Annotated in this window: 21 protein-coding genes and 1 pseudogene; 6 read left to right on the top strand and 16 right to left on the bottom strand. The window is 65.0% G+C overall.

Annotated elements, in window-relative coordinates; translation table 11 throughout:
* Window positions 1-47: 47 nt before the first annotated feature.
* From AC0YKC_RS01100 to AC0YKC_RS01090, 3 genes are all read right to left on the bottom strand, one after another.
* Window positions 48-440, bottom strand: coding sequence for an AtpZ/AtpI family protein (locus tag AC0YKC_RS01100; RefSeq protein ID WP_434721650.1), 393 nt, complete (start codon window positions 438-440; stop codon window positions 48-50).
* A gap of 311 nt (window positions 441-751) precedes the next feature.
* Window positions 752-1,933 carry a cell wall hydrolase gene (locus AC0YKC_RS01095; RefSeq protein ID WP_320294693.1) on the bottom strand — a complete coding sequence of 394 codons (1,182 nt, stop codon included), beginning with the start codon at window positions 1,931-1,933 and terminating at the stop codon, window positions 752-754.
* A gap of 167 nt (window positions 1,934-2,100) precedes the next feature.
* On the bottom strand, window positions 2,101-3,378 hold the full coding sequence (locus AC0YKC_RS01090; RefSeq protein ID WP_488509318.1) for an MFS transporter: 1,278 nt from the start codon (window positions 3,376-3,378) through the stop codon (window positions 2,101-2,103).
* Between the two features lie 114 nt (window positions 3,379-3,492).
* Between AC0YKC_RS01090 and AC0YKC_RS01085 the strand changes: the two genes are divergently transcribed.
* A complete protein-coding gene (locus AC0YKC_RS01085) occupies window positions 3,493-4,413 on the top strand; it encodes a LysR substrate-binding domain-containing protein (RefSeq protein ID WP_488509316.1) in 921 nt (306 codons plus the stop codon).
* 257 nt (window positions 4,414-4,670) lie between these two features.
* On the opposite strand, the gene der is transcribed toward AC0YKC_RS01085, so the two are convergent.
* Both der and AC0YKC_RS01075 read right to left on the bottom strand, forming a co-directional pair.
* Window positions 4,671-6,104: a ribosome biogenesis GTPase Der gene (gene der / locus AC0YKC_RS01080; RefSeq protein ID WP_488509314.1), complete on the bottom strand. Its 1,434-nt coding sequence runs from the start codon at window positions 6,102-6,104 to the stop codon at window positions 4,671-4,673.
* A gap of 6 nt (window positions 6,105-6,110) precedes the next feature.
* Window positions 6,111-6,776: a tetratricopeptide repeat protein gene (locus AC0YKC_RS01075; RefSeq protein WP_488509312.1), complete on the bottom strand. Its 666-nt coding sequence runs from the start codon at window positions 6,774-6,776 to the stop codon at window positions 6,111-6,113.
* Between the two features lie 201 nt (window positions 6,777-6,977).
* Between AC0YKC_RS01075 and AC0YKC_RS01070 the strand changes: the two genes are divergently transcribed.
* Window positions 6,978-7,988, top strand: a complete 1,011-nt coding sequence (locus tag AC0YKC_RS01070) for a polysaccharide deacetylase family protein (RefSeq protein ID WP_488509308.1) — start codon at window positions 6,978-6,980, stop codon at window positions 7,986-7,988.
* Window positions 7,989-8,110: 122 nt separating this feature from the next.
* On the opposite strand, the gene sbmA is transcribed toward AC0YKC_RS01070, so the two are convergent.
* The 3 genes from sbmA to AC0YKC_RS01055 all read right to left on the bottom strand — a co-directional run bounded on the left by sbmA (window position 8,111) and on the right by AC0YKC_RS01055 (window position 10,948).
* Window positions 8,111-9,388 carry a peptide antibiotic transporter SbmA gene (sbmA, locus tag AC0YKC_RS01065; protein WP_320294687.1) on the bottom strand — a complete coding sequence of 426 codons (1,278 nt, stop codon included), beginning with the start codon at window positions 9,386-9,388 and terminating at the stop codon, window positions 8,111-8,113.
* A gap of 122 nt (window positions 9,389-9,510) precedes the next feature.
* Window positions 9,511-10,626 carry a YbfB/YjiJ family MFS transporter gene (locus tag AC0YKC_RS01060; RefSeq protein WP_320295030.1) on the bottom strand — a complete coding sequence of 372 codons (1,116 nt, stop codon included), beginning with the start codon at window positions 10,624-10,626 and terminating at the stop codon, window positions 9,511-9,513.
* 121 nt (window positions 10,627-10,747) lie between these two features.
* A complete protein-coding gene (locus tag AC0YKC_RS01055) occupies window positions 10,748-10,948 on the bottom strand; it encodes a hypothetical protein (RefSeq protein ID WP_320294686.1) in 201 nt (66 codons plus the stop codon).
* 96 nt (window positions 10,949-11,044) lie between these two features.
* Between AC0YKC_RS01055 and AC0YKC_RS01050 the strand changes: the two genes are divergently transcribed.
* From AC0YKC_RS01050 to AC0YKC_RS01040, 3 genes are all read left to right on the top strand, one after another.
* Window positions 11,045-11,959 (top strand): LysR substrate-binding domain-containing protein, encoded by a 915-nt coding sequence (locus AC0YKC_RS01050; protein ID WP_320294685.1) that lies wholly within the window; start codon window positions 11,045-11,047, stop codon window positions 11,957-11,959.
* Window positions 11,960-12,043: 84 nt separating this feature from the next.
* The gene (locus AC0YKC_RS01045; protein ID WP_488509304.1) at window positions 12,044-13,300 is read left to right on the top strand and encodes an aminopeptidase; all 1,257 of its coding nucleotides are present in this window, start codon (window positions 12,044-12,046) and stop codon (window positions 13,298-13,300) included.
* A 10-nt stretch (window positions 13,301-13,310) separates the two neighbouring features.
* Window positions 13,311-13,667, top strand: coding sequence for a DUF488 domain-containing protein (locus AC0YKC_RS01040; RefSeq protein WP_488509302.1), 357 nt, complete (start codon window positions 13,311-13,313; stop codon window positions 13,665-13,667).
* Between the two features lie 209 nt (window positions 13,668-13,876).
* Here AC0YKC_RS01040 and AC0YKC_RS01035 read toward each other — a convergent pair whose 3' ends face one another.
* Window positions 13,877-14,230: an ArsC family reductase gene (locus AC0YKC_RS01035; protein WP_434721641.1), complete on the bottom strand. Its 354-nt coding sequence runs from the start codon at window positions 14,228-14,230 to the stop codon at window positions 13,877-13,879.
* 209 nt (window positions 14,231-14,439) lie between these two features.
* A complete protein-coding gene (locus AC0YKC_RS01030) occupies window positions 14,440-14,793 on the bottom strand; it encodes a SnoaL-like domain-containing protein (protein ID WP_320294681.1) in 354 nt (117 codons plus the stop codon).
* 303 nt (window positions 14,794-15,096) lie between these two features.
* Here AC0YKC_RS01030 and AC0YKC_RS01025 point away from each other — a divergent pair, with 303 nt between their 5' ends.
* The gene (locus AC0YKC_RS01025; RefSeq protein WP_488509609.1) at window positions 15,097-15,810 is read left to right on the top strand and encodes an SOS response-associated peptidase; all 714 of its coding nucleotides are present in this window, start codon (window positions 15,097-15,099) and stop codon (window positions 15,808-15,810) included.
* A 475-nt stretch (window positions 15,811-16,285) separates the two neighbouring features.
* On the opposite strand, the gene AC0YKC_RS01020 is transcribed toward AC0YKC_RS01025, so the two are convergent.
* The 6 genes and pseudogenes from AC0YKC_RS01020 to AC0YKC_RS00995 form a co-directional block, all read right to left on the bottom strand.
* Window positions 16,286-17,263: a 2-dehydropantoate 2-reductase gene (locus AC0YKC_RS01020; RefSeq protein WP_488509299.1), complete on the bottom strand. Its 978-nt coding sequence runs from the start codon at window positions 17,261-17,263 to the stop codon at window positions 16,286-16,288.
* A complete protein-coding gene (locus tag AC0YKC_RS01015) occupies window positions 17,263-18,792 on the bottom strand; it encodes an acyl--CoA ligase (protein WP_488509297.1) in 1,530 nt (509 codons plus the stop codon). The genes AC0YKC_RS01020 and AC0YKC_RS01015 overlap by 1 nt, the downstream gene beginning before the upstream one ends.
* 47 nt (window positions 18,793-18,839) lie before the next feature.
* Window positions 18,840-20,427 (bottom strand): annotated as a pseudogene (gene ggt, locus AC0YKC_RS01010) (gamma-glutamyltransferase).
* A gap of 22 nt (window positions 20,428-20,449) precedes the next feature.
* Window positions 20,450-21,250 carry an ABC transporter permease gene (locus AC0YKC_RS01005; RefSeq protein WP_488509295.1) on the bottom strand — a complete coding sequence of 267 codons (801 nt, stop codon included), beginning with the start codon at window positions 21,248-21,250 and terminating at the stop codon, window positions 20,450-20,452.
* Entirely contained in the window at window positions 21,247-22,170 is a 924-nt protein-coding gene (locus AC0YKC_RS01000; protein WP_488509292.1) for an ABC transporter permease, read from the bottom strand. The genes AC0YKC_RS01005 and AC0YKC_RS01000 overlap by 4 nt, the downstream gene beginning before the upstream one ends.
* Complete coding sequence (locus tag AC0YKC_RS00995) at window positions 22,167-23,246, bottom strand: ABC transporter ATP-binding protein (RefSeq protein WP_488509290.1); 1,080 nt, start codon at window positions 23,244-23,246, stop codon at window positions 22,167-22,169. Before AC0YKC_RS00995 ends, AC0YKC_RS01000 begins: the two co-directional genes overlap by 4 nt.
* Window positions 23,247-23,301 lie beyond the last annotated feature (55 nt).

Here is a 23,301-nt window from a genome sequence, read left to right as displayed (position 1 = left end):
GCCACACGGCTTCTTAAGTTCGCTTCAGCGCCTTGCGGCGCCCCACTTCATTCTTTCGGCTCGCGCGGCTTGCCGCCCTGGCCGAATTCGGATGCAAGCCCCGCAGAGCGCAGGACATTGAGTATACCAGCGCCAAAACCCAGCAGCAGGCCGACGATCAGACCCCAGGGCGTTGTTCCCGCCGTGCGGTCGATGATCCAGCCCAAGCCGACACCGACCACCACTCCGGCGATGAACTCGCTGGACAGTTTCAGCGCCTGACCGTAACCGGTCGCAGCTTTCGCTTCGTCTTTCCCCTCGAGCCGGTCCGTGCGTCTCGTCGCAAGCGATGCTCCAAGATCGCGCCGGCGGCGCTCAAGTTCGTCGTCGCGGATGGTGGCTTCTGGCTGCCTGCCGCGGCCGGTTTCTCCGGTTCCGTCTGGCCCGTTTTTGTCGGCCATCGCAACCCCCCTGCCCGGGCAGACGATCACCGTCCGTCCGCTTCTAAAGTCGCCGGCAACATAGTTAGAGGGTCCGCGCCCGTCAAGCCACGGGCCGAACTTCCAAGCGATGTATTTTTAATAATTAAATCAACGATTTATCGAGGTGCGACATCGTGCCCTTCACGGCCGCGTGAGGACTCGGCGCGAATCCGCGCAACAAGCCGCGTCCGCCGGGGTGCGCCGGCGGACGGAGGAAGGATCGCCGGAGCGGTCGTTTAGGCGGCTCGGCTCGAGCCGCCCAATCGGCTCAGTTCGAGTCGCCTGAGGGCTCAGCTCCAGCCGCCGCCATAGGTGCGGTAGAAGATATGCAGGCCGATCCTGGTCATCTTGTGCATGGCGCGCGCCCAGCCCGGATGGACGTAATTGGCGTAGTAATGCGTCGACGAGCCGACCTCGGGAATGAAGATCTTGCCGGCGGTCACCGCCATCGCGACGTCCTGGGCGGTCTTGTAGGAAGCCTGGTCGGTGATGATCTTCTTCCTGCCGTCGCAGGCGAAGGAGAACTGGCAGCGGTTGAACCAGTTGTCGTTCTGGTAGACGACGCCGCAGATCGTCTTGGGATAGGTCGGGTTGCGGACGCGGTTGAGGATCACCTGCGCCACCGCCGCCTGGCCGCGGACAGGCTCGCTGCGCGCCTCGAAATAGATGCCCTTGGCAAGGCAGGCCTGCTCGGGCTTGGAAAAGACGCTCGCCGGCAGCGGATTCTGCAGCCAGGCATGGTCGCCCTTGCCCATCGGCGGGATGAAGCGGCCATCGTTCGGATCGTCCTGCAACAGCGCCTCGAAAGGCGAGGCCTTAGCGTAGTCGGGCGCCGACTGGGCATAGGCGGTGGCGAGGATATCCGGCTTGTCGTTGTTGACGAGGGCGACAAGCGCCGCCGGCAGATCCGGATCCGGCTTCTTGTCCTCGCGCAGATGGAAGGCCTGGGCGATCTGCACTTCCTTGCCCTTGATGCCGGGCTTGGCGAAGGTGAGCTTCAGGTTGCTGTCCATCGAGGGACGCAGCAGCGAGGAGGTGCGCTCGAAGATCGAGCCGGCGCTGAAATTCTTAGGCGGCGCGACCGGCGCCACCTTGACCAAACGGCCCTTCTTGTCGGCGCGTATGACGCGGTCTTCATCGGGCGTGGCGCCTGCGACATTGCCCTTGCCGCGAAAGGCCACCGTGCCGACGCCCGGCAGGTCCACACCGGAGCCGGAGAGCGAGCCGGTGGTGACGGAATCGACGAACGGCATTTCGGCCGCATGCACCGAGCCGGCGGCGGATTTCTCGATATAGGCGTTCCAGCGGACGTTGGACGATTCCAGGCCGGAGATCAGGCTTGCCATATCCTGATAGGCGACGGCCGACGGAAACCCGATCCAGATACCGAGCCCGAGCACCAAAGGAGGAAGGAAGGAACGTTTTTTCGCAACGGCGGCGGCGGCAAGCCGCAATGAAACGCGTCGATGCACGGAACTCTCCAGAACGCTACTGACCCCGGAGAGCCAAAATGAAGCATTAACCTTGATGCGGGGTTAACGACATCGATCGTGTTCTTTTCATGTTTGAGGAAAGCCGGTTTGCTGTTTTCACAGCAAAGCCGGCGAACAATCAGACTGGTGAATCAGGCTTGGGTGAATCAAGCGGGGCGCAGGAAGATCGGCCAGGCGAGCGCAGCGCAGATCGCTGCCGCGAGCCAGACGCCCGGCCATGCGAAGACCACCAGCAGCCACGGAATGGCGATCGGCACCAGACAGAAGCCGATGAACACAAAACTGTTGGCCAGGCTAAGCGCAGTGCCGACGTGGCCGGCGCCGGCAAGCGTGGCAAGCTCGGTATAGGCGACGCCATGCCAGGCCGAGACGGATATGCCGGCGACGACGACCATCGGCGGCAGCAGCGGCATAAGCGCCGGAATGCCGGCGGCGCCGATCACCAGCAGCCAAAGCACCAGGAAGGCCAGCGCGCTCAACGCGCTGCAGAGTTTGAGGAACGGGCGGCGGTTGCCGTGGCGGTCGGTGAAGCGCCCGCTCCAGACGCGCATCACCATGGCGCCGGTCTGCACCGCCGCGAGGGTGGCGCTGGTCACAAAGGTACCCATGCCGGCGAAGTCGTGCAGGAAGACCGAGCCGAAGGTCAGCACCGCCACCTGCGGGAAACAGAGCAGGCCGATGGCAGTCGAGCTGCGCCATACCTCGATGTTGCGCAAGGGCGCCGGGCCGCTTATGGCAGTGGTGGCGTCACCGCCGCTTCTCACCGGCGGCTCGTGCAGCCAGCGCCAGGCAAACCAGGCCGACAGAGCAGAGACGGCCGCAAGCAGGCCGAAGACCGCGGTGAAGCCCACAGCCAGCGCCAGGGAAGGCAGGACGAGCGCGCCCAGCCCGCCGCCGAGCGGCACCGCCGTCTGCCGGATACTCATGGCGAAGCCGCGCTCGCCCTCCGCGAACCAGCCCATGATGGCGCGGCCGCTGGAGCCATTGACGCTGCCGCCGAGCAGGCCGGCAACGAGCAGGCTTGCCGACAGCAGCGCGACGCCTGGAACGGCCGTTTTCGCCGGCACGACGAGCATTGCCATGATGAAGAGCCAAGCCGCCGTCGCGCCGAGCCCGGTCAGGAGCACGCGACGGTCGCCCCAGCGGTCGGTGAGCACGCCCCAGGGCAGCTCGCTCAGCGCCACGCCAAGGCCGAGCAGCCCAAGCGCGAGGCCGAGCGAGGCATTGTCGAGGTGATAGCCCTGGCGCATCGCCACAGCGGTTGCCGGGATGCCGGAGAAGGTGGCGGAGAAGCCGGCATTGGCGGCGACGCCGATGCCCAGAACCTTCCAGCGATGATTGGGGCCGAAGTCGCGCCGCGCTGGGGCGCCGGCGATATCTCCCTTGGGCGGCTGGCAGTCGTTTCGTGTGACGATGGCGGACATGGTTCCATTCCCGTGACGGCCGCTGACGGCTTGACGGACGGGATGTAGCGCCATAGCTTCATTCATAAAATCAGGAAGTTTTTGATCAACAATCCTGAAAATCAGGACAATCTCATGCGCCGCGTCACGTTCGACCTCGACGTCCTCAGAACCTTCGTCACCGGCATGGAGCTGGGCAGCTTCGCCAAGGCGGCCGAACGGCTGGGACGCTCGACGTCCGCCGTCAGCGCGCAACTGAAGAAGCTGGAGGAGCAGGCGGCGACGCCGGTTTTCCGCAAGGCAGGGCGCGGCCTGGCGCTCACCGAAGCCGGCGAGACGATGCTCGGCTATGCGCGGCGGCTGATCGAGCTCAACGACGAGGCGGCCTCAGCCATTCGCGACATCGAGCTGGAAGGCTGGGTGCGGCTCGGCCTGCAGGAGGATTTCGGCGAAGCCGTGCTGCCCGACGTGCTCGGCCGCTTCGCCCGCGCCCACCCCAAGGTTCGGATCGAAGCGCGGATCGGACGCAGCCACGATCTGGCCGAGCGTGTCCTGTCAGGCAATCTCGACATCGCGCTCGCCTGGCATGACGGCACCACCCTGCCCTACAGCCGGCATGTCGCCGACGTGCAGGCGCGCTGGATCGGCCCGGCGAAACCGATCGAGGCAGGTCCGCGCGATGGCGAGCCGCTGCCGCTGGTGGTGTTCGAGGCACCCTGCCTGCTCAGGACCGTGGCGACCGAGACGCTCGACCGCGCGGGCCTGCCCTGGCGCATGGCCTTCTCGAGCCCCAGCCTCGGCGGCATCTGGGCGGCGGTGGCGGCTGGCCTTGGCCTGACGATCCGCACCGATATCGGCCTGCCGGCCAATGTCAGGGCGATCGCGCCCGGGGTGCTCGGTCTCCCGGCCCTGCCGATGATGGCGCTGCACCTGCACCAGAAGGACGCCGAGCTCGACCCGGTGGCGGCGCGACTTGCCGAGATATTGCTGCAGGCGGCGCTGGAGACGCTGCCTGAGGGGGCGAAGATGAAAGAGAGGCTGTCGAAGGTTGCTTAGCTCTTTTCGGATAGGCAGTGGCGGATCGGACTATTCGGCGTCGCGTTCCGTCACACCCCCCTCTGTCCTGCCGGACATCTCCCCCGCAAGGGGGGAGATCGGATGTCACGCAAGCTTTCGCTACTCTCCAGCGTTGTAAGAAGGGCGCCGCGCCGGAGCTGCCAATCTCCCTCCTTGCGGGGGAGATGCCCGGCAGGGCAGAGGGGGGTGCTGTCCCGCCAGCGTTGCGAAAATCTTGCCCACAACGAAGGGCACCGTCAGCGCTTCTTCGCCCTGCCCGCGAAAGGATTGTCCGAGGTGCGCAGCGCCATGCGGATCGGCACGCCGGGCATGTCGAAGGCTTCGCGCAGGCTGTTGGTCAGGTAGCGGACATAGGATTGCGGCATCGCGTCCGGGCGCGAGCAGGAGACGACGAAGCCCGGCGGGCGGGTCTTGGCCTGGGTGACGTATTTGATCTTCAGGCGGCGGCCGGCGACGGCGGGCGGCGGATGATGAGCGAGGATGCCTTCCAGCCAGCGGTTGAGCTTGCCGGTGGACACGCGGCTGTTCCAGACCTTGTGCGTCTTGATGACGCTTTCCATCAGCTTGTCGAGGCCGCGCCCGGTTTCGGCCGAGACCGTCATCGCCTGGATGCCGCGCACCTGCGGCAAGAGCCGCTCGGTCTTTTCGCGCAGCTCGGCCAGCAGCTCCTGCGGATTGTCGATCAGGTCCCATTTGTTGAAGGCGATCACCGGCGCCCTGCCCTCGCGGGTGATGAGGTCGGCGATCTGCAGGTCCTGCTTCTCGAAGGGAATGGTGGCATCGAGCACGATGATGACGATCTCGGCGAAGCGGATGGCACGCAGGCCGTCCTGCACCGAGAGTTTTTCGAGCTTCTCCTGCACCTTCGATTTGCGGCGCATGCCGGCGGTGTCGAACAGCTTGATGCGGCGGCCGCGCCAATCCCAGTCGACCGAGATCGAATCGCGGGTGATGCCGGCCTCCGGGCCGGTGAGCAGCCGCTCCTCGCCGATCAGCGCATTGATCAGCGTCGACTTGCCGGCGTTGGGACGGCCGACGACGGCGATGCGCAGCGGCTTGGTGTCGTCATAGGCGGGCTCGACATCGGGGTCGGCGATGTCCTCGCCGATCAGCACCTCGCTGGCGGCGACCTCGTCGCCGTCTTCCTCTTCCTCGTCCTCGCCGAACGCGCGTTCCGCGCCAAGTGCCTCGACCACCGCGTCACGCAGGTCGGGCATGCCCTGGCCGTGCTCGGCCGAAACCGGGATCGGCTCGCCCAGACCGAGTTCCCAGGCCTCCAGCATGCCGCCTTGAGCGCCCCGCGCCTCGGCCTTGTTGGCGACGAGCACCACCGGCTTGCCGGACTTGCGCACCACCTCGGCGAAGGTGCGGTCGTCCGGCAGCAGGCCCGACTTGGCATCGACGGTGAAGAAGATGAGGTCCGCCTCGCGGATGGCGATCTCGGTCTGCTGGCGCATGCGGCCCGGCAGGGTCGAGGCGGCCGCATCCTCAAAGCCGGCGGTGTCGATGACGTCGAAATGGAGATCGTAGAGTTTTGCCGCATGGACGCGCCGGTCGCGCGTCACGCCCGGCGTGTCGTCGACAAGCGCCAGCTTCTTTCCGACCAGCCGATTGAAAAGAGTCGATTTGCCGACGTTAGGCCGGCCGATGATGGCGACTTTGAAGCCCATCCGAGGTCACGACGCGTTGCCCGACCCGCGGATCAGCTCGGACATCAGCTGCGCCCGCTGGCGCACATTGCGCGGGGCGGCATCGTCCGAAGAGATCTGGTCGAACAGTTTGAGCGCGTCCGCCGACTTGCCGTCCTTCCAGGCGGCAAGGCCGAGCGCCTCGCGCGCCGAGTGGCGCAGCGGATTGATGTCGGCGGTCAGCGCCTCGATGCGGCTGGAGACATCGGCGTAAGAGCCGTGGTCGACGAGCAGCAGTGCTGCCCTCAGCCGCGCGATGTCGCGGATGCCGCCGGGGATGGCGGTGTCGGCGGCGACCGCGTCGAAGTCCTTGACCGCGCCGTCGACGTCGCCCTTGTCGGCCTTGACGGTCGCGGCGCGCATGCGGGCGAGCAGCGGATAGGCGCCGTAGCCGTCCTTCTCCAGCTGGTCGAGCGCGGCGATCGCCTCGTCGTTCTTGCCGTCATTGGCGAATTTGAGGGCAGCCGAGAAGGCGTCGCCCGAGCGGTTGGCGCGGCTCTCGTCCCAGTAACGGTAACCAACGACCGCGGCGGTGCCCAGCACGATCAGGATGGCGATGCCGAGAACGGCCGGGCCAAAACGATCCCACAGCGCCTGCGCCTGCTCGCGACGAATCTCTTCGTTGACTTCGCGGATAAAACTGTCGTCCGACATCAATCAAAACCATTGCTGCCCCGGAAGGGGGCGCTTCTTGAGCCCGCGTTTTAGCGAAATTTTGTCGGCATGGAAGGGGGCGGGCCGGAAAATCGGCTGGGAATGCCCGGCGCCCACAGCCCTTGCCTGAACGCAACCGCGCCACATTTGCGCGATAGCCGGCTTCCGATCAGCCGGAGACGTCCCGCCAGAAGGTTGCCAATGCTTCGTTCGTACCGCGTCCTTGCATTCAGTCTCGCCTCGCTTGCCTGCGCCAATGCAGCCCTCGCCGATCCGCCGAAATCGCCGGCCGTTTCGCCCGCCAGACCCAAGCAGGTGGTGCTGATCTCGTTCGACGCCGCCCGCGATATCTCGCAATGGCAGCGCAGCCGGGCGCTGGCAAAGCGCACGGGCGCGCATTTCACCTATTTCCTGTCCTGCGTGTTCCTGCTCTCGCCTGAGACGCGGCAGGACTATGCCGGCCCCGGCAAGGCCGCCGGCAAATCCAATGTCGGCTTCGGCGCCTCGAAGCAGGACGTGGCCGACCGGCTGGAGCAGGTCCGGCTGGCCGCCGCCGAGGGCCACGACATCGGCAGCCATGCCTGCGGCCATTTCGACGGCAAGGCCTGGAGCAAGGCGGACTGGCTGGCCGAATTCGCCTCCGCCCGGCGCATCTTCGAGAAGGCCTATGCGATCAACGGCCTCCCGGAACCGGCCGACTGGCACGATTTCGCGCATCATGCGCTGGTCGGGTTCCGCGCTCCCTATCTTTCGACCGGCAAGGCACTTTACGAGGCCCTGCCCGAGGCCGGCTTCCAGTATGACGCCAGCGGTGTCTCGAACGGCCCGACCGTCCCGCCGACGCTGAACGGCACGACCCGCTTCGCCCTGCCGCTCATCCCGGAGGGACCGAAGGCGAAGCCCGTGGTCGCCATGGACTACAATCTCTATGTCCGCCACTCAAGCGGCACCGAGCAGCCGGCCATGGCGGACGCATTCGCCGAGCGCGCCTACCAGGCGTTCCGCGCCGCTTTCGAGGCTCAGTACAACGGCAAGCGCCTGCCGCTGGAGCTCGGCTTCCACTTCACGCTGATGAACAACGGCGCCTACTGGAACGCGCTCGAGCGCTTCGCCGGCGAAGTCTGCGTGAAGGCCGATGTCGAGTGCATCAGTTTCCGCGACTATGTCGCGCGGCAGCGCGCCGGCCAGGCACAGGCGAGCGTGGGCGGCTGACTGGACGCAAGCCGCACCCTAAAGCGCGTCGCGATCTTTCAGATTCGCTCCATGCGCTTTAGGTTTTTGATTTTACGCATGTCTTTATCCCGAAACCGGTTCCCACTTTCGGGAGACATGCTTTAACTTGCCGGCTGATCTTCGGGGCGCATGCCAGCCTGCTCGCGTTCTAGGTAATGCTGATCGATAACCGGCAGCTGTTCGCCTTGCAGTGTCGCCTCGAAGGCACGCAAACGTTTGTGCACAGACTGCAGTTCGACAATCGTCGACCAGGAATTCAACAGGAACTGCAGCGAATTCGTCACCTTGCCGAACGCGTTCGAGATCTGGTTCAGCGCGCCGAACGTGATCTTGTGCGCGACCAGCGAAGGCCCGAGGATCAGCAGCGAGAAGATGTTGTCGGCCTGCAGGTAGGTGTAACGAACAACGTTGAAATAGATGTAGTGGAAATAGAGCTTGAAATAATTGCGGCGGACATTGGCGAACAATTGTGTCGTCGTCGCCGGCTGAGCCCGGTCGGCATGATCTTCGCCGTAGACAAGCTCCTTACGATAGGCTGCCTCGACACGCTGGTTGCGGAACTGCAGGCCCGGCAGCTTGAGACCCGCCACCATGACGGAAATCGTTCCGAACAGACACCAGCCCAATGCAGCAATGACCAGTGGCTGCGGGACCGTGCCGATGATCGGCAATTCGGTGATGTGAGCCTGCAGTTGAATCAAGACCGGCAGGAAGGCGATCAGGGTCATGATCGACTGAACGAAGGTCGAGCCGAGATCTTCCATGATCTGCGAGAAACGCATCGTGTCTTCCTGGATACGCTGCGAGGCGCCCTCGATGTGGCGCAGCCGGCTCCAGTTGGCCATGAAGTAATCGTTCATCGCGGTGCGCCAACGGAAGATCCAATGGCTGACGATGAAGGCATTGACCACCTGCACATTCATGCCGACCAGCGCCAGCCAGGAGAAATCGGCCAATCCCTTGTAGAATTCCGTGTTGGTCGAGGGAGTCGTTCCCGACATCAGGCCCTGAACATAGTCGAAGAAAGGACCGTACCAGTTGTTGACCGCGACCGAGATCTGCACGTTGAAATAGATGAAGAACAGGATGACGGCGGTCATCAGGATCGACCAGTTCTGCCACGGGTGCGGAGCGTACCAGCTCCAGAAGGCGTAGAAGACCGCCACGCACGCCACGAAGTAGATGTAGAACCACAGGAAAGGCTTCGACCACAGCACCGCGATACCAATGATCGGCGGCGTCCCGGCGGCTGCCGGCGGCAGGCCGAAGATGGCGCCCAGCTGCTCGCCGCCGAAGAACCAGAACAAGATCGCCGCAAGGCTCCAGACGGCGGCCGAGGTGAAAAAGAGCTTCGGCTGCGGGAAGAAGGATACGAACACTGTGGCGGATTTCCTCGGTCTGACCGCAAATCAGCGGCGTTGCTGTTTGGCGGGCATAAGGTCACACATTAGTGGGAAAGAAAATGCCTTGCCCGATGCCCGGCATCGAACAAGGCCGCAAATCATGGCGATTTTGGCGCGGCCGACCAAGCGACGACGCCGGAGAGCAGCAGTGCCGCCGCCGCCATGATCGAGGCAAGGGTGTAATTGCCCGAGGCCTGGGCGAGCAGGCCGGCGGCAATCGGACCGACGATCTGGCCGAGGCCGAAGGCTGCCGTCATCACCGCGAAGATGCGACGCGGCGCTCGCGGCGCGAGTTGCCTGCCCATCTGTATGCCCAGCGCCGTGATGGCGATGAAGGTGCCGCCAAGTAGCACGCCGGCGATCAGCGGCCCGGCGGCGCCCTTGACGACGACGCTGGCGGTGACGCCGACCACCTCGATCATGCAGCTCAAGGCATAAGCGGCATAGAGCCCGATCCGGCCGGCAAGCTTCTGCCACGCCCAAGTCGAGGGAAAGCCGGCAAGGCCGGCAACCATCCAGACGGTGGCCTCGAAGACGCGCCCGCCACCGCCCTGGCGCACGATGGCGACCAGGAACGTGGCTGTCACCACATAGCCGAAGCCGAACAGTCCATAGGCGACGATCATCTTTACCAGGGACCCGTCCTTGGGCAGCGCCGGCTCGCGCCCGTCGGCGACATTGGCCGGCGTGGTCGAGCCGGCAAGCAGCGCGACGACGATGAGACCCACCGCCGAAAGCGCTCCGGACCAGAGCCAGCCGTCGGCCCAACCCGCGTGTTCGGAGACGAGGATCGCCAGCAGCGCTGAGGACGCCGCTATGCCGAGGCCCACGCCGCCGAAATGCAGCGCCTGCAAATCGCCGCGGCCGGCCATCGCCAGATGGCTGAAGACGATCGAGGCCATGAACACCATGACGAAGGCGCTGGCGAGGCCGGCGAGGAAGCGGATGACGAGGAAGGCGGCCATCGTTTCGTTGAGCCCCATGAGGCCCGCGAGCACGGCGGTGGCGGCGAGGCCGGCGAACGTCAGCATGCGCTCGCGGCCATGCGCCCAGTCGCCGGCCGCGGCGAGCGCGCCGATGAGGTAGCCGAGATAGTTGGCGGAAGCGATCCAGCCGGCATCGGCCGGCGTCAGATGGAGTCCCTCCATCATGCCCGGCAGGATCGGCGTATAGACGAAGCGGCCGATGCCCTGGGCGACGGCGAGCGCGAGCATGCCGGCGAGAGCAAGACGCAAGGGAGATGGCGAGGCGTTCATTGCGGCGCACAATAAGAATGTGCGTCCGCGAAACAATGCGCTTGCGTTGGGCCAGCGGGACGTAACGGCGCCGATGGAGTCAGCGGTCCGCCGCACCCATCGTTTCATATGCGGTGCGGCGGGCTGTCAGCCGGAAGGGCATGTCGCCAAGCTCGCGCTCCGACATGGTGTCGAGCACCGGATGCGACAGCGGATCGGTGATCCAGCGGGCCATCTCATCGTCATCGCGTGACCTCGCCTCGGCGCCGGAAAGCCCTTTCAGCAGGGATAAAATCTTCATGGGACCATCTCCTGGCTCAAGGCTGTTCCAGTTAAATTCTGCGCTTTCTTGTCGGATTCAATTGAGATTTCGATCCCTCCACTTTAGAAAAACTGAATGGCTATGCTCAATCGCGTCCATCTCAACGGCCTGCGCGCCGTGGAATCCGTCGCCCGGCTGGGATCGCTGGCGGGAGCGGCGGCGGAACTGAACGTCTCGGTCAGCGCCGTCAGCCAGCAGGTCAAGCGCACGGAAAAGCAGCTGGGACGGGCGCTGTTCGAACGCACATCTGGCGGGCTGGTGCCGACCGAATTCGGCGCCGCCTTCACGGTCCGGCTCAGCGCCGGCTTCCGTGAACTCGCGCAGGCGGTGGCGCTGGCCGACGAGGCAAACGAGTGCACGCTGGTCGTCTCGGTGGCGCCTGCTTTCGCCTCGAAATGGCTGCTGCCCAGGCTGTCGCGACACTTCGCGCGCCATCCGAACGTGCTTTTGCGCATCGACGCCTCGGCCCGGATCGCCGACCTCGACCGGTCCGACATCGATATCGCCATCCGGCTCGGCGACGGCAAATGGCCGGGCGACCGCGCCGAGCTTCTGCTTGCCCAGGAAGTGTTTCCGGTCTGCGCGCCCTCGATCGCGGCCAGGCTGAAGTCGATCGGCGACCTGGCGCAGACCTGTGCCATCACCGACGAGCGGGCGATGTTCAGCTGGGACGGCTGGTTCGAGGCGGCCGGCGTCGAGCCGGTCACCTTCCAGAAGGGCGCGCGCTTCACCGATCCGATGCTTTGCCTGGAATCGGCGATCGCCGGTCATGGCGTGATGCTCGCCTGGCAATTGCTCACCGCCGACGCGCTGGCCGACGGCCGGCTGGTCGCGCCCTTCGGCGTGCGGGCCGAGAGCGGGCTCGGCTACTGGTTGGTGACCTCTGCCACCAAAAGCGAAAGCCGCAAGGTGCGCGACTTCAAGGCCTGGATCCGCGAGGAGATCGAGGCGACCATGGCGCAGTTCCGGGCGTTGGACAGCGCAGCTTGAAGCCAGGCCCAGTCGATCGCGGTGGAAAGGCCAACCGCAGCGGTCTATGTAAGAACCAGACCCCAACAAACGGCAGGCAGGATCATGACCACACATTCGCGCGGCGTCTCGGCAAGCATCGACCCGGTGAAGCTCGACAGGCTGGCTGAAGTCGCCATCAAGGTCGGGCTGCAGCTGCAGCCTGGGCAGGATCTGGTGCTGACCTCGTCGATCGCGGCGCTGCCGCTGACCCGCCGCATCGTCGAGCACGCCTACAAGGCAGGCGCCGGGCTGGTGACGCCGATCTTCAACGACGACGAGATCACGCTGGCGCGTTTCCGCTATGGGGCGGATGCCGGTTTCGACCGCGCCGCCGGCTGGCTCTATGAAGGCATGGCGAAGGCCTTCTCGAACAATGCGGCGCGGCTTGCGGTGCGCGGCGAAGATCCGTCGCTGCTTTCCGCGCAAGATCCGGCCAAGGTGGCGCGCGCCAACAAGGCGAACTCGATGGCCTACCAGCCGGCGCTGGAGAAGATCACCGGCTTCGACATCAACTGGAACATCGTCGCCTATCCCGACCTTGCCTGGGCAAAGCAGGTGTTTCCGGGCGAGCCGGACGACGTCGCGGTTGTGAAGCTCGCCGATGCCATCTTCTCGGCCTCGCGGGTGGATGTCGAGGATCCGATCGGCAACTGGAAGGCGCACAACGCGGCGCTGGCCGAGCGGACGAAATGGCTGAACGAGCATAATTTCCACGCGCTGCATTTCACCGGGCCGGGCACCGACCTCACCGTCGGGCTGGCGGAAGGCCATGAATGGATGGGCGGCGCCTCGACGGCGAAGAACGGCGTCACCTGCAACCCGAACATCCCGACCGAGGAAGTCTTCACCACGCCGCATGCAAGGCGCGTCGAAGGCCATGTCTCCTCGACCAAGCCGCTCTCCTACCAGGGCACGCTGATCGACGAGATTTCCGTGCGCTTCGAGGGCGGGCGGATCGTCGAGGCCAAGGCCTCGAAGGGCGAGGACGTGCTGAAGAAGGTGCTCGACACCGACGAGGGCGCGCGTCGCCTCGGCGAAGTGGCGCTGGTGCCGCATTCCTCGCCGATCTCGCGGAGTGGGCTGTTGTTCTTCAACACGCTGTTCGACGAGAACGCCGCCTGCCACATCGCGCTCGGGCAGTGCTATTCGAAGTGCTTCGTCAACGGCGACTCGCTCAGCCAGGACGAGATCGCCGAGCGCGGCGGCAACAAGAGCTTCATCCACATCGACTGGATGATCGGCTCGGACAAGATCGACATCGACGGCGTCGCCAAGGGCGGCGGCCGCGTGCCGGTGATGCGCAAGGGCGAATGGGCCTGAGAGAGGCGTAATGGCCTTCGACATAGCGGTGAAGCGCGTCTATGAGCCGCCGGCGAAAGCCGACGGGCAGCGGTTTCTGGTCGATCGCCTCTGGCCGCGGGGTGTCAGCAAGAAGGATGCCGAACTGGCGCTTTGGCTGAAGGAGATCGCGCCGAGCGACGAGCTGCGCAAATGGTTCGGGCACGAGCCGGAGCGCTGGTCGGAATTCCAGAAGCGGTATCGGGCCGAGCTTGATGCGAACAAGGAGGCGGTCGCGCAGCTGCGTGGCCTGTTGCGCGAGGGCAAGGTGACGCTGCTCTACGGCGCGCATGACGAAGCGCACAACAATGCGGTGGCGCTGGCGGCGTATTTGCGAGACCACGCATAATTGTTGAGATGTCGAGTTCCCTGGCCCCCTCTCTGGCCTGCCGGCCATCTCCCCCTCAAGGGGGGAGATCAGCTGTCGCGCCGGCTTTCGCCAATCGCCAACGTCGCAGGAATTAGCGAGGCGCCAAAGCTGCCAATCTCCCCCCTTGAGGGGGAGATGTCCGGCAGGACAGAGAGGGGGGCGAAGGAACTCGGCGTAAGCAGTCGAGCCTATTTTCCTCCCACCGCCTCCTCGTAAACCTCCGGCTTGAACCCCACCAAAATCCGATCGCCCACCTCCAGCACCGGCCGCTTGATCATCGTCGGCTTGGCCAACATCAGCTTCTTCGCCTTCTTCTCGTCGAGCGCTTCCTTGTCCTTCTCAGGCAGCTCGCGAAACGTGGTGCTGCCCTTGTTGAGCAGCTTTTCCCAGCCGACCTTACCGACCCAGCCGCTCAGTTTGTCAGCCTCGATCCCTTCGGCGCGGTAATCATGGAAGCGATACGGCACGTCATGGCTTTCCAGCCAGACGCGCGCCTTCTTGATCGTGTCGCAGGTGGTGATGCCATACATGGTGATGGTCAATTCAGGCCTCGGTCGGATGGGGTTGCGAATCTGAGCGAACCCTAAGCCCGCCGCCGCGGCTTTGCCAGCGCAAGAGGCAAAGGCACGCGCTTCCCCCCGACGGCTGGGGCAAGTTGGCCGACCGACTTGCGACTATGTGAAGACGATTTGGGCCTATCGTCCGGACATGGCGGCCGAGGCGCGGCCCCTACCGCCGTGCTCGAAAGTGCCTAGTAGTAAAAACGCTCTTCGCTGATCTTGCCGTTCTTGACAGTGTAGAGGCCGACCTCGTCCATTTTGACACGTTCGCCGGTGGATTTCGGCGTAATGTCGAAGCTGAAGCGCAAGGCGAACTGGTCGCCATTGACATAGGGACCCTCGACCGAGCCGCCATGGACCTCGTGGTTCGCTTCCCACCACGCGCTTTTCTGCTTGACGGCTTCCTTGCCGTTGCACACGGCCATCGGCCCTTCCATGGCTTCGTAGCTGACGATGTCGTCGGCATTGTATTTCGCGGCGGCGCTGTGGCTGTCGCCCCGCTTGAGGAGTTCGGTGAAATCCTTGGCAATATCGGCAGTGGTCATGATTTCCTCCCGGGTTGGACCAGACATCAAGTAGGAACCGATCGTTCGCCTGCCACCGCTGGCTCGCTTCGCAGGTGACAATTCGTGTCAGGATGGCGATGCCGCGCCATCAGAGCCCAACGATCCAGTTCCCGCCAGCGCCTTGCAGCCATGGGCCATGGTGCTCGGCCAGTTGGCTAGCCACGCAGAAACCCGACAGACCTTAGAGAGGTTCGAGATGCGGGTATGTTCGACCACCAGTACAGGTCCGTCGGCCATTTTTTGTTTCTGGATAACGAGCAATCGCTGAGGCATCCTGTGCAGATGTGCAACCTCTACAACATCACAACCAGCCAAGCCGCCATCCGCGAGTGGACCCGCGCCATGCGGGACATCATGGGCAACCTTGAGCCCTCACTGGACGTCTATCCCAACATGCCCGGCGCAGTGGTCCGCAATGCCCCCGATGGCCAGCGTGAGCTTGCCAAGCTGCTATGGGGCATGCCTACGCCGGTTGAGCGGGTGAAGGGCAAGGCGGACTACGGCACGACCAACATCCGCAATCCGCAGTATGGGCATTGGCAGCAATATGTTGGCGTGGAGAACCGCTGTGTGGTGCCCGTCACGAGTTTCGCGGAGCCGAGCCCCACGCCCAACGACAAGGACCCGGAGACAGGCATACAGCGGAACTACTGGTTTGCCCGAAGCGAGGACCTGCCCCTGTTCTTCTTCGCCGGCATCTGGACGCGCTGGCAGGGTTTGCGGAGGGTCAAGGACGGGCCGGGCGACTTCGAGCTTTACGGCTTCCTCACGACCAAGCCCAACGCCCTCATAGCACCCATCCACGAGAAGGCCATGCCGGTAATCCTCACCACCCGGGAGGAGGTGGAAACCTGGCTCACCGCCCCGTGGTCAGAAGCGCGGCACATGCAGCGGACAGCGCCCGACGATGCCTTGGTGATAGTCGAGAAGCCGGCCACACAGATCAAGTTCCCGCATGCCGGGGATGCGGCGGGTGGCCAAATGTCATTACTTTGACCCGGCTCAGACCCGGCGGGGAGATGATCTATCACTCTTTTTCATCACGCCAAATCACGCGCCGTACCATACGGACCCCGACAAGCCGCCTCACGCGTATCTTCACGCCCTGGACGGCGCTGGGCAGCAGAATGTCCACGTCGAACTCCCGCCGCTTGCAGCGCTCGCACCGCATGTGCCGCTCGACGTCCCAGAACGGAATGTCCCCCATGAGCTTGACGAGATCTCCGGGGAGGTAGTGATGGGTGATGTTGCAGTTGATGCAGCGGACGCGGATTAACTGCCCGATTTCGTGGGCTCGGCTCAGTGTCTGAACGACGCGTCGGGTTCTGCTGCTCGGTTCCGGCATGGCCTACGAGATAGGAAAATGTTCCTCGCAGAGTCAATTCAACTCGACCCTTTTGTTCTATTTTTGTTCATTGTGGCGGTTTGAGCTATCGGAGTGAAGCGGCGGATTTTCGGGACCGGCGTTCCTCTAATAACACCCGCGCTCGACCGCCAGCCGCCGCACCAGCGCCAGCACGGTGTCGATGGTCGGCGTCGGCTGTCCGGTCAGGCGGCCGAGCTCCTGCACCGCCGTGACCAGCGCGTCGATCTCCATCGGGCGGCCGCGCTCGAGGTCCTGCAGCATCGAGGTCTTGTGCTCTCCGACATCGCCGGCGCCCTTGATGCGGCGGTCGACGGGAATGAGGAAGCGCACGCCGAGGCTTTCGCCGATTGCCTGCGCTTCCAGCATCATGGCGCGGGCGGCGACGCGTGTGCCTTCATCGGCGACGATTGCCGCAAGCGTGCTGCCGGTCAGCGCCGAGATCGGGTTGAAGGAGAGATTGCCCCACAGCTTGACCCAGATTTCCGAGCGGATGTCCTCGCGGACCGGCGCCTGCAGCCCGGCCTTGACCATTTCGCGGGCAAGCGCGGTGGCTCGCTCGCTCTTCTCGCCCGAAGGCTCACCCAGCGAGAAGCGCGTGCCTTCGACATGGCGGATCAGGCCGGGCGCGTCCACCTCGACGGCCGGATAGACGACGGAGCCGATGACGCGCTCCGGTCCGATGCGCTGCCAGATCGCGCCGCCTGGATCGACCGCGTCGAGCCGCGTGCCTTCGAGCGCGCCGCCCGCCTTGTGGAAATACCACCAGGGCACGCCGTTCTGCATGGTGACGACCACTGTCCCCTCGCCCAGCAGCGGCGCGATCTGATCAAGGGCCGGCGCCAGCGAATGCGCCTTCAGCGCCAGCACGACATAATCCTGCACGCCGAGTTCTTCCGCGCGCGCAGCCGCCCTGACCGGCGCCACCGTTTCCTTGCCGTCCTCGATCAGGCGAAGGCCATCGGCCTTGATCGCCTCCAGATGCGCGCCGCGCGCCACGACCGAGAGATCGACCGAGCCGGCGATCGCGAGCTTGGCGGCGAAGTAGCCGCCGATGGCGCCAGCGCCGAAGACTGTTACGCGCATCAGCCGAGCCCGAGCTTGGCCGCGAGACCTATGCGCTGCAGCTTACCGGTCGCGCCCTTGGGAATCTCGTCAAGGATCAGCACCTTGCGCGGCACCTTGAAATCGGCGAGCCGGGTGGCGGCGAAGCCGCGGATGTCGGCCTCGCTGGCGCTCTGGCCTTCGCGCAGCACGACGGCGGACGCCACCTCTTCACCCAGCTTGTCATGCGGCATGGCGAAGGTGACGACCTGCGCCACCGCCGGATGATCCATCAGCACGTCGTCGACCTCGAGCGGCGAAATCTTTTCGCCGCCGCGATTGATGATCTCCTTCAGCCGGCCGGTGACGCGCAGGTAGCTGTCCTCGTCGAGCACGCCCTGGTCGCCAGTGTGGAACCAGCCATGGGCGAAGGCGCTGGCATTGGCTTGCGGGTTCTTCTCATAGCCGGCGGTGACGTTGGGACCGCGAATGACGATCTCACCGATCTCGCCGGGTTTGAGCAGTCGCCCGTCCGGCCCCATGACGGCCACGTCCGGCCCGGCCGACGCGCCGACGCTGCCTGGCTTGCGCAGTCCGGGCGGCAAGCGGTTGGACGCCATCTGGTGCGCGGCCTCGGTCATGCCGTAGGATTCGATCACCGGGCAGCCGAAGGTCGCTTCCAATTCAGCCATCACCTGCGCCGGCAGCGAAGCCGACGACGAGCGGATGAAGCGCAGCTTCGCCTCGGCGAGCTGCTCGGGGTTGCGGGCGGCGCGCGGCAGGATCGCCTGATGCATGGTCGGCACCGCCGTGTACCAGCTTGGCTTGGCTTCGGAGAGCCACTGGAAGAAACGCAGTGCGTTGAAGCCCGGCGTGCAGAAGACGCTGGCGCCGGCGGCGAGCGAGGACAGCACGGCTCCGATCAGCCCGTGGATATGGAACAGCGGCATGATGTTGAGGCAACGGTCGGCCGGCGTCAGGCCTAGCGTCGCGCCGATATGCGCTGCCGACGCCGCGAGGTTGGCGTGGCTGAGCGGCACCAGTTTCGGGCGAGAGGTGGTGCCGGAGGTGTGCAAAAGGAGCGCGACATCGCCATCGGCCGCCAGACCGGATGCGACCGGCGGCCCGACGGGATCGCCCTCGATCGCGAAGACGCCAGACGGCGCGCCTTCCGGCACCACCAGCCGCAGCGCCGGAATGCCGAGGCGCCCGGCGACTTCGACCGAAGGGCCCTGCTCGTCCTTGCCGACAAGGATCGCCTTGACGCCGATATCGCTCAGATAGAAATCGAGCTCGTCGGCCCGGTAGGCCGGATTGAGCGGCGCAGTGGACGCTGCGGCCGCCACGGCGATGAAGGCCGTCGCCATTTCCGGGCCGTTCGGCAGCACGATGGCGACACGGTCGCCGCGGCCGATGCCCAGCGCGTTGAGCCGCGCCACGGTATCGCGGATCAGGCGGCGCAGCCCGCCATGCGAGAGGGTCGCTCGCTCGGGCGCGGCGATCGCCGGCGCATCGTCGGCGCCTGGTGCAAGGCGATGGGCGAGATCGGTGGCGTTTTGGCTGTTCGTCATGGTTCCAGACTATGTTTCGAACGATCGGCTTATGTCCAGCAAATGGCTCAATATCCGAGCGCCAGCCCGTCCTTGCGCGGATCGGAGGCGCCGGTCAGCGTGCCCTTTTCCCAATCGATCAGCACCGCCTGCCCGCCGCCCAGCGGATGATCGGGCTCGACGACGCGATGGCCACGGCGACGCAGGCCCTCGATGGCATCTGGACGCACGCTTCGCTCGGCCTCGACGACGTCGTGGTTGTAGAAAACCCGAGCCGCATCGATCGCCTGCTGCGGGTCCATGCCGAAGTCGATCATGTTGGTCAAAAGATGCACATGGCCGAAGGGCTGGTAGCCACCGCCCATCACGCCGAAGGGCATCAAAGCGCGGCCGTTCCTCGTCATCATGCCTGGCATGATCGTGTGCATCGGCCGCTTGCCGGGCGCGATCGCGTTCGGATGCTTCGGATCGAGGCGGAAGCTGGAGCCACGATTCTGCAGCACGACCCCGGTCTTCGGGCCGACGACGCCGCTGCCGAAGGAATAATAGGTCGAGTTGATGAAGCTCACCGCGTTGCGGTCGCGGTCGACGACGCTGATATAGACCGTGTCGCTGCCGGGAAGATCAAGCCTCGGCAGGTCGGTCATGGCGCGCTCGGGATCGATCGCTGAACGCAGGCGGTCGGCATAGGCGCCGGAAAGCAGCGCCTTGACCGGCACGTCGACATGATCCTGATCGGCGAAAAATGCATCCCGGTCCTGGTAGGCGAGCCGGCCCGCCTCGATCTCGAGATGCTGCCGCGCGGCGCCGTCCGGATCGAGCTTGCCCAGATCGAAGCCTGAGAGCAGGTTCAGCATCAGAAGCGCGGTCAGGCCCTGGTTGTTGGGCGGCATCTGGTGGATGTCGTAACCGCGATAGGAGGTGCTGACCGGGGTTTGGTAATCGCCCTTGGTGGCGGCGAAATCGTCGAGCGTGTGCAGGCCGCCAAGCGCGCGAAGCCGCCCGACCAGATCGTCCGCGACCGCGCCTTCATAAAAACCGGCGCGACCCTTTTTGGCGATGATGCGCAACGTCTCGGCCAGTTCCGGCTGGCGATGGACATCGCCGGGCTTCGGCGGCTTGCCACCGGGCAGGAAGATGCGCGTCGCCACCTCGTCCGCCGCCAGGTCTGTCTCGGGATCCTCCCAGTCGAAGGCGACGCGGTCGTGCACGACATAGCCTTCTTCCGCGTAACGAATGGCCGGAGCGAGCGCGTCGGCCAAACCCTTGCGGCCGTGATCGTCCAGCAAGCGGCACCAGGCGTCGATGGCGCCTGGGATGGTGACTGCGTGCGGGCCCTGTTTCGGCAGTTCGTTGAACCCCTTGTCCAGATACCAGTCGACCGTCGCGGCCCCGGGCGCGCGGCCCGAGCCGTTGAAGGCGAGCACATTGCCGTCGCCCTTCGGGCAATAGAGGACGAAGCAGTCGCCGCCGATGCCGGTCGATTGCGGCTCGACCACGGCCTGCACCGCGGCCGCGCAGACCGCTGCGTCCATCGCGTTGCCGCCGGAGCGCAGCATGTCGATCGCGGCAAGCGTCGACAAAGGATGAGAGGTCGCGGCCATCGCCTCGGTAGCGCGGAACCGCCGAGCGGCCGGGAAACTGGAAGTCACGCATGCTGGTTTTGGTATCCCTCAAATCAACGTCCGCGGCCGAAAAGCTGGGCGGCGGACAACAAGACGATCGATAGCACGATCAAGCAAGTGGAAATGGCGGCGATCGTCGGATCGATCTGGTCGCGCAGCGCATTGAACATGCGGCGCGTCAGCGTCGTGGTCTCGCCGCCGGAGATGAACAGCGAGACCACCACCTCGTCGAACGACGTGATGAAGGCAAACAGCGCGCCCGAGACGATCGAGAATCTTATTTGCGGCATCGTCACCTGGAAGAAGGCGGAGAAGCGGCCGGCGCCGAGGCTGCGCGCGACCATCTCCTGGTTCATGTCATAAGACCGCAAGCCCGAAAGCACGGTCAGCACCACCAGCGGCAGCGCCTGCACCGTGTGCGCGATGACGAGGCCGGTCAGCGTGTTGTTGAGGCCGATGCGGGCATAGAGGAAGAAGGTGCCGATGCCGATCAGGATGACCGGGATGATCAGCGATGCCGTGAGCAGCGCGTTGATGGCGCCGGTCAGCCTCAGCGTGCGGGCGTTGATGGCGTAGGCCGCGGCGGTGCCGAGCACCGTCGCGACGATCGCCGTCATCACCGCGACCTTGACCGAGACGATGGTGGCGTCGCGCCATTCGACGGAGCCCAAATAGCTTTCATACCAGCGCAGCGACCATTCCTGCGGCGGGAACTGCAGGAGTGTCGAGCCTGAGAAGGACATGATGACGATGATCACCGACGGCGCGATCAGGAACAGCATGACGAGGCCGCCGAGCGCGTAGAGCCACAGGCGTTGCCGATGCGAGATGGGCAGGCTGTTTTCCATGCTCATCGCTCACTCCAGACCCCGGTGGCGCGGGCGCCGAGCAGCCACTGGAAGAGGCCAAGCAGGGCCAGCGTGACGCCAAGCAGCACGACGCCAAGCGCGGCGCCAGCACCCCAGTTGGAATAGAGGCTGGTGGTCTGCTCCATGCGCATCGCCCACATGATCACCTTACCGCCGCCCATCAGCGCCGGGGTGACGAAGAAGCCGAGGCAGAGCACGAAGACGATGACCACGCCCGAGGCGAGACCGGGCAGCGACAGCGGCAGGAAAATCTGCCGGAAGGTGGCGGCCGGGCTGGCGCCGAGATTCATGCCGGCGCGCAGGCAGTCGGTGTCGATCGTCTTCATCGAGGCGTAGAGAGGCAGCACCAGGAAGGGCAGCATGATGTGGGTCATGCCGATGACCACGCCGGCGAAATTGTTGGCGAGCGGCAGCGGCTGGCCGATGACGCCGAGATCCATCAGCCATGTGTTCACCAGGCCCTTGCGCTGCAGGATGACCAGCCAGGCATAGGTGCGCACCAGCACCGAGGTCCAGAACGGCAGGATGACGAAGATCAGGCAGACCCCGGCGGCGCGGCGCGGCAGTTGCGAGAGCATATAGGCCAGCGGATAGCCGAAGAGCACGCAGGCGCCGGTGACGAAGAAAGCCACCTTGAAGGTGGTGACGAAGGTCTTGATGTAGGAGGCCTGCTCGAAGAAGCGCGCATAATTGGCGGCGCTGAACTGGCCGGCCTCGTCGAACAGCGAAAGCCAGAACAGCCAGCCGATCGGCACGATGATGACGGTGAAGACGAGAAGCAGTCCGGGCGACAGAAGCGCGAGCATGCCACGCGATTCCCGCCGCGCGTCGGCGCGCAAGGCATCGGCATTGAGCGCCCCATCGGGCCGGCCGGCATGATCGAGGCTGGCGGACGCGATGCTCATTGGTCCGCCACCAGCACGACGTCCTGCGCATCGATGCCGAGCGTTATCGGCTCGCCCGGCGCCGGCAGTTTCGCCAGCACGTCGGAGCGGCAATAGTCGCGCAAGGTCACCTGCCGCCCGTCCCTGAGCGTTGCGTAACAGACAAAACTGTCGCCCTGATAGATGACATCGCCGACAATTGCCGGCAGCACATTGACGTTGCCCGCGGGTTCGCCGGCGATCACGCGCAGCTTCTCCGGCCGCACCACCATCAGGTGCCGGCCGAGGGAAGGTGCCGCTGCTGCCATGTGGAGCTTCCTGTCCTCATGCCAGACGCTGCCGTTGCGGCATTCGACCGGGATGAAGTTGGATTCGCCGATGAAGCCGGCAACGAACTTGGTCTTCGGCCTGGCGTAGAGGATCTCGGGCTGGTCGATCTGCTCGATACGTCCGGCATTCATGACGGCGACGCGGTCCGACATGGTGATCGCCTCGCGCTGGTCATGCGTGACGTAGACCGTCGTCATGCCGAGCCTTCGATGCAAGTTGCGCAGCTCGATCTGCATATGCTCGCGCAGGCTCTTGTCGAGCGCCGACAGCGGCTCGTCCATCAAGACGATGCGCGGCTCGAAGACGATGGCGCGGGCCAAAGCCACACGTTGCCGCTGGCCGCCGGAGAGCTGGTCGACACGGCGCTCGCCGAGGCCTTTCAGTTGCACGAGGTCCAGCGCCCTTTCCACGCGTTCAGCGGTTTCGGCCGCCGATACGCGCCGCTGCTTCAGCGGAAAGGCGATGTTGTGGAAGACGTTCATATGCGGGAACAGCGCGTAGTTCTGGAACACCATGCCGATGTTGCGCTTGTGCGGCGGCATGGCGATGATCTCCTCGCCGCCGACCTTGATGGAGCCGGCATTGGCCCGCACGAAGCCGGCCAGGATCATCAGCAGCGTCGTCTTTCCCGAGCCCGACGGCCCGAGCAGCGTCAGGAATTCGCCCGCAGCGACATCGAGGCCGAGATCATGCAGCACAGACACGCCGCCAAAGCGCTTCTCGATACCGCTGATGCCGATGGGAAGCGCGGTCTGCGCGAGAGACAAGAGCATCTCCTTCAACTCCGGATCATTTTTCGCGAAACGCTGCGGAGCGGCGCAT

Source organism: Mesorhizobium sp. CNPSo 4661 (assembly GCF_057784215.1).
Note: the sequence above shows the minus strand (reverse complement) of the source record. Positions and strands in the feature narration are given on the sequence as shown.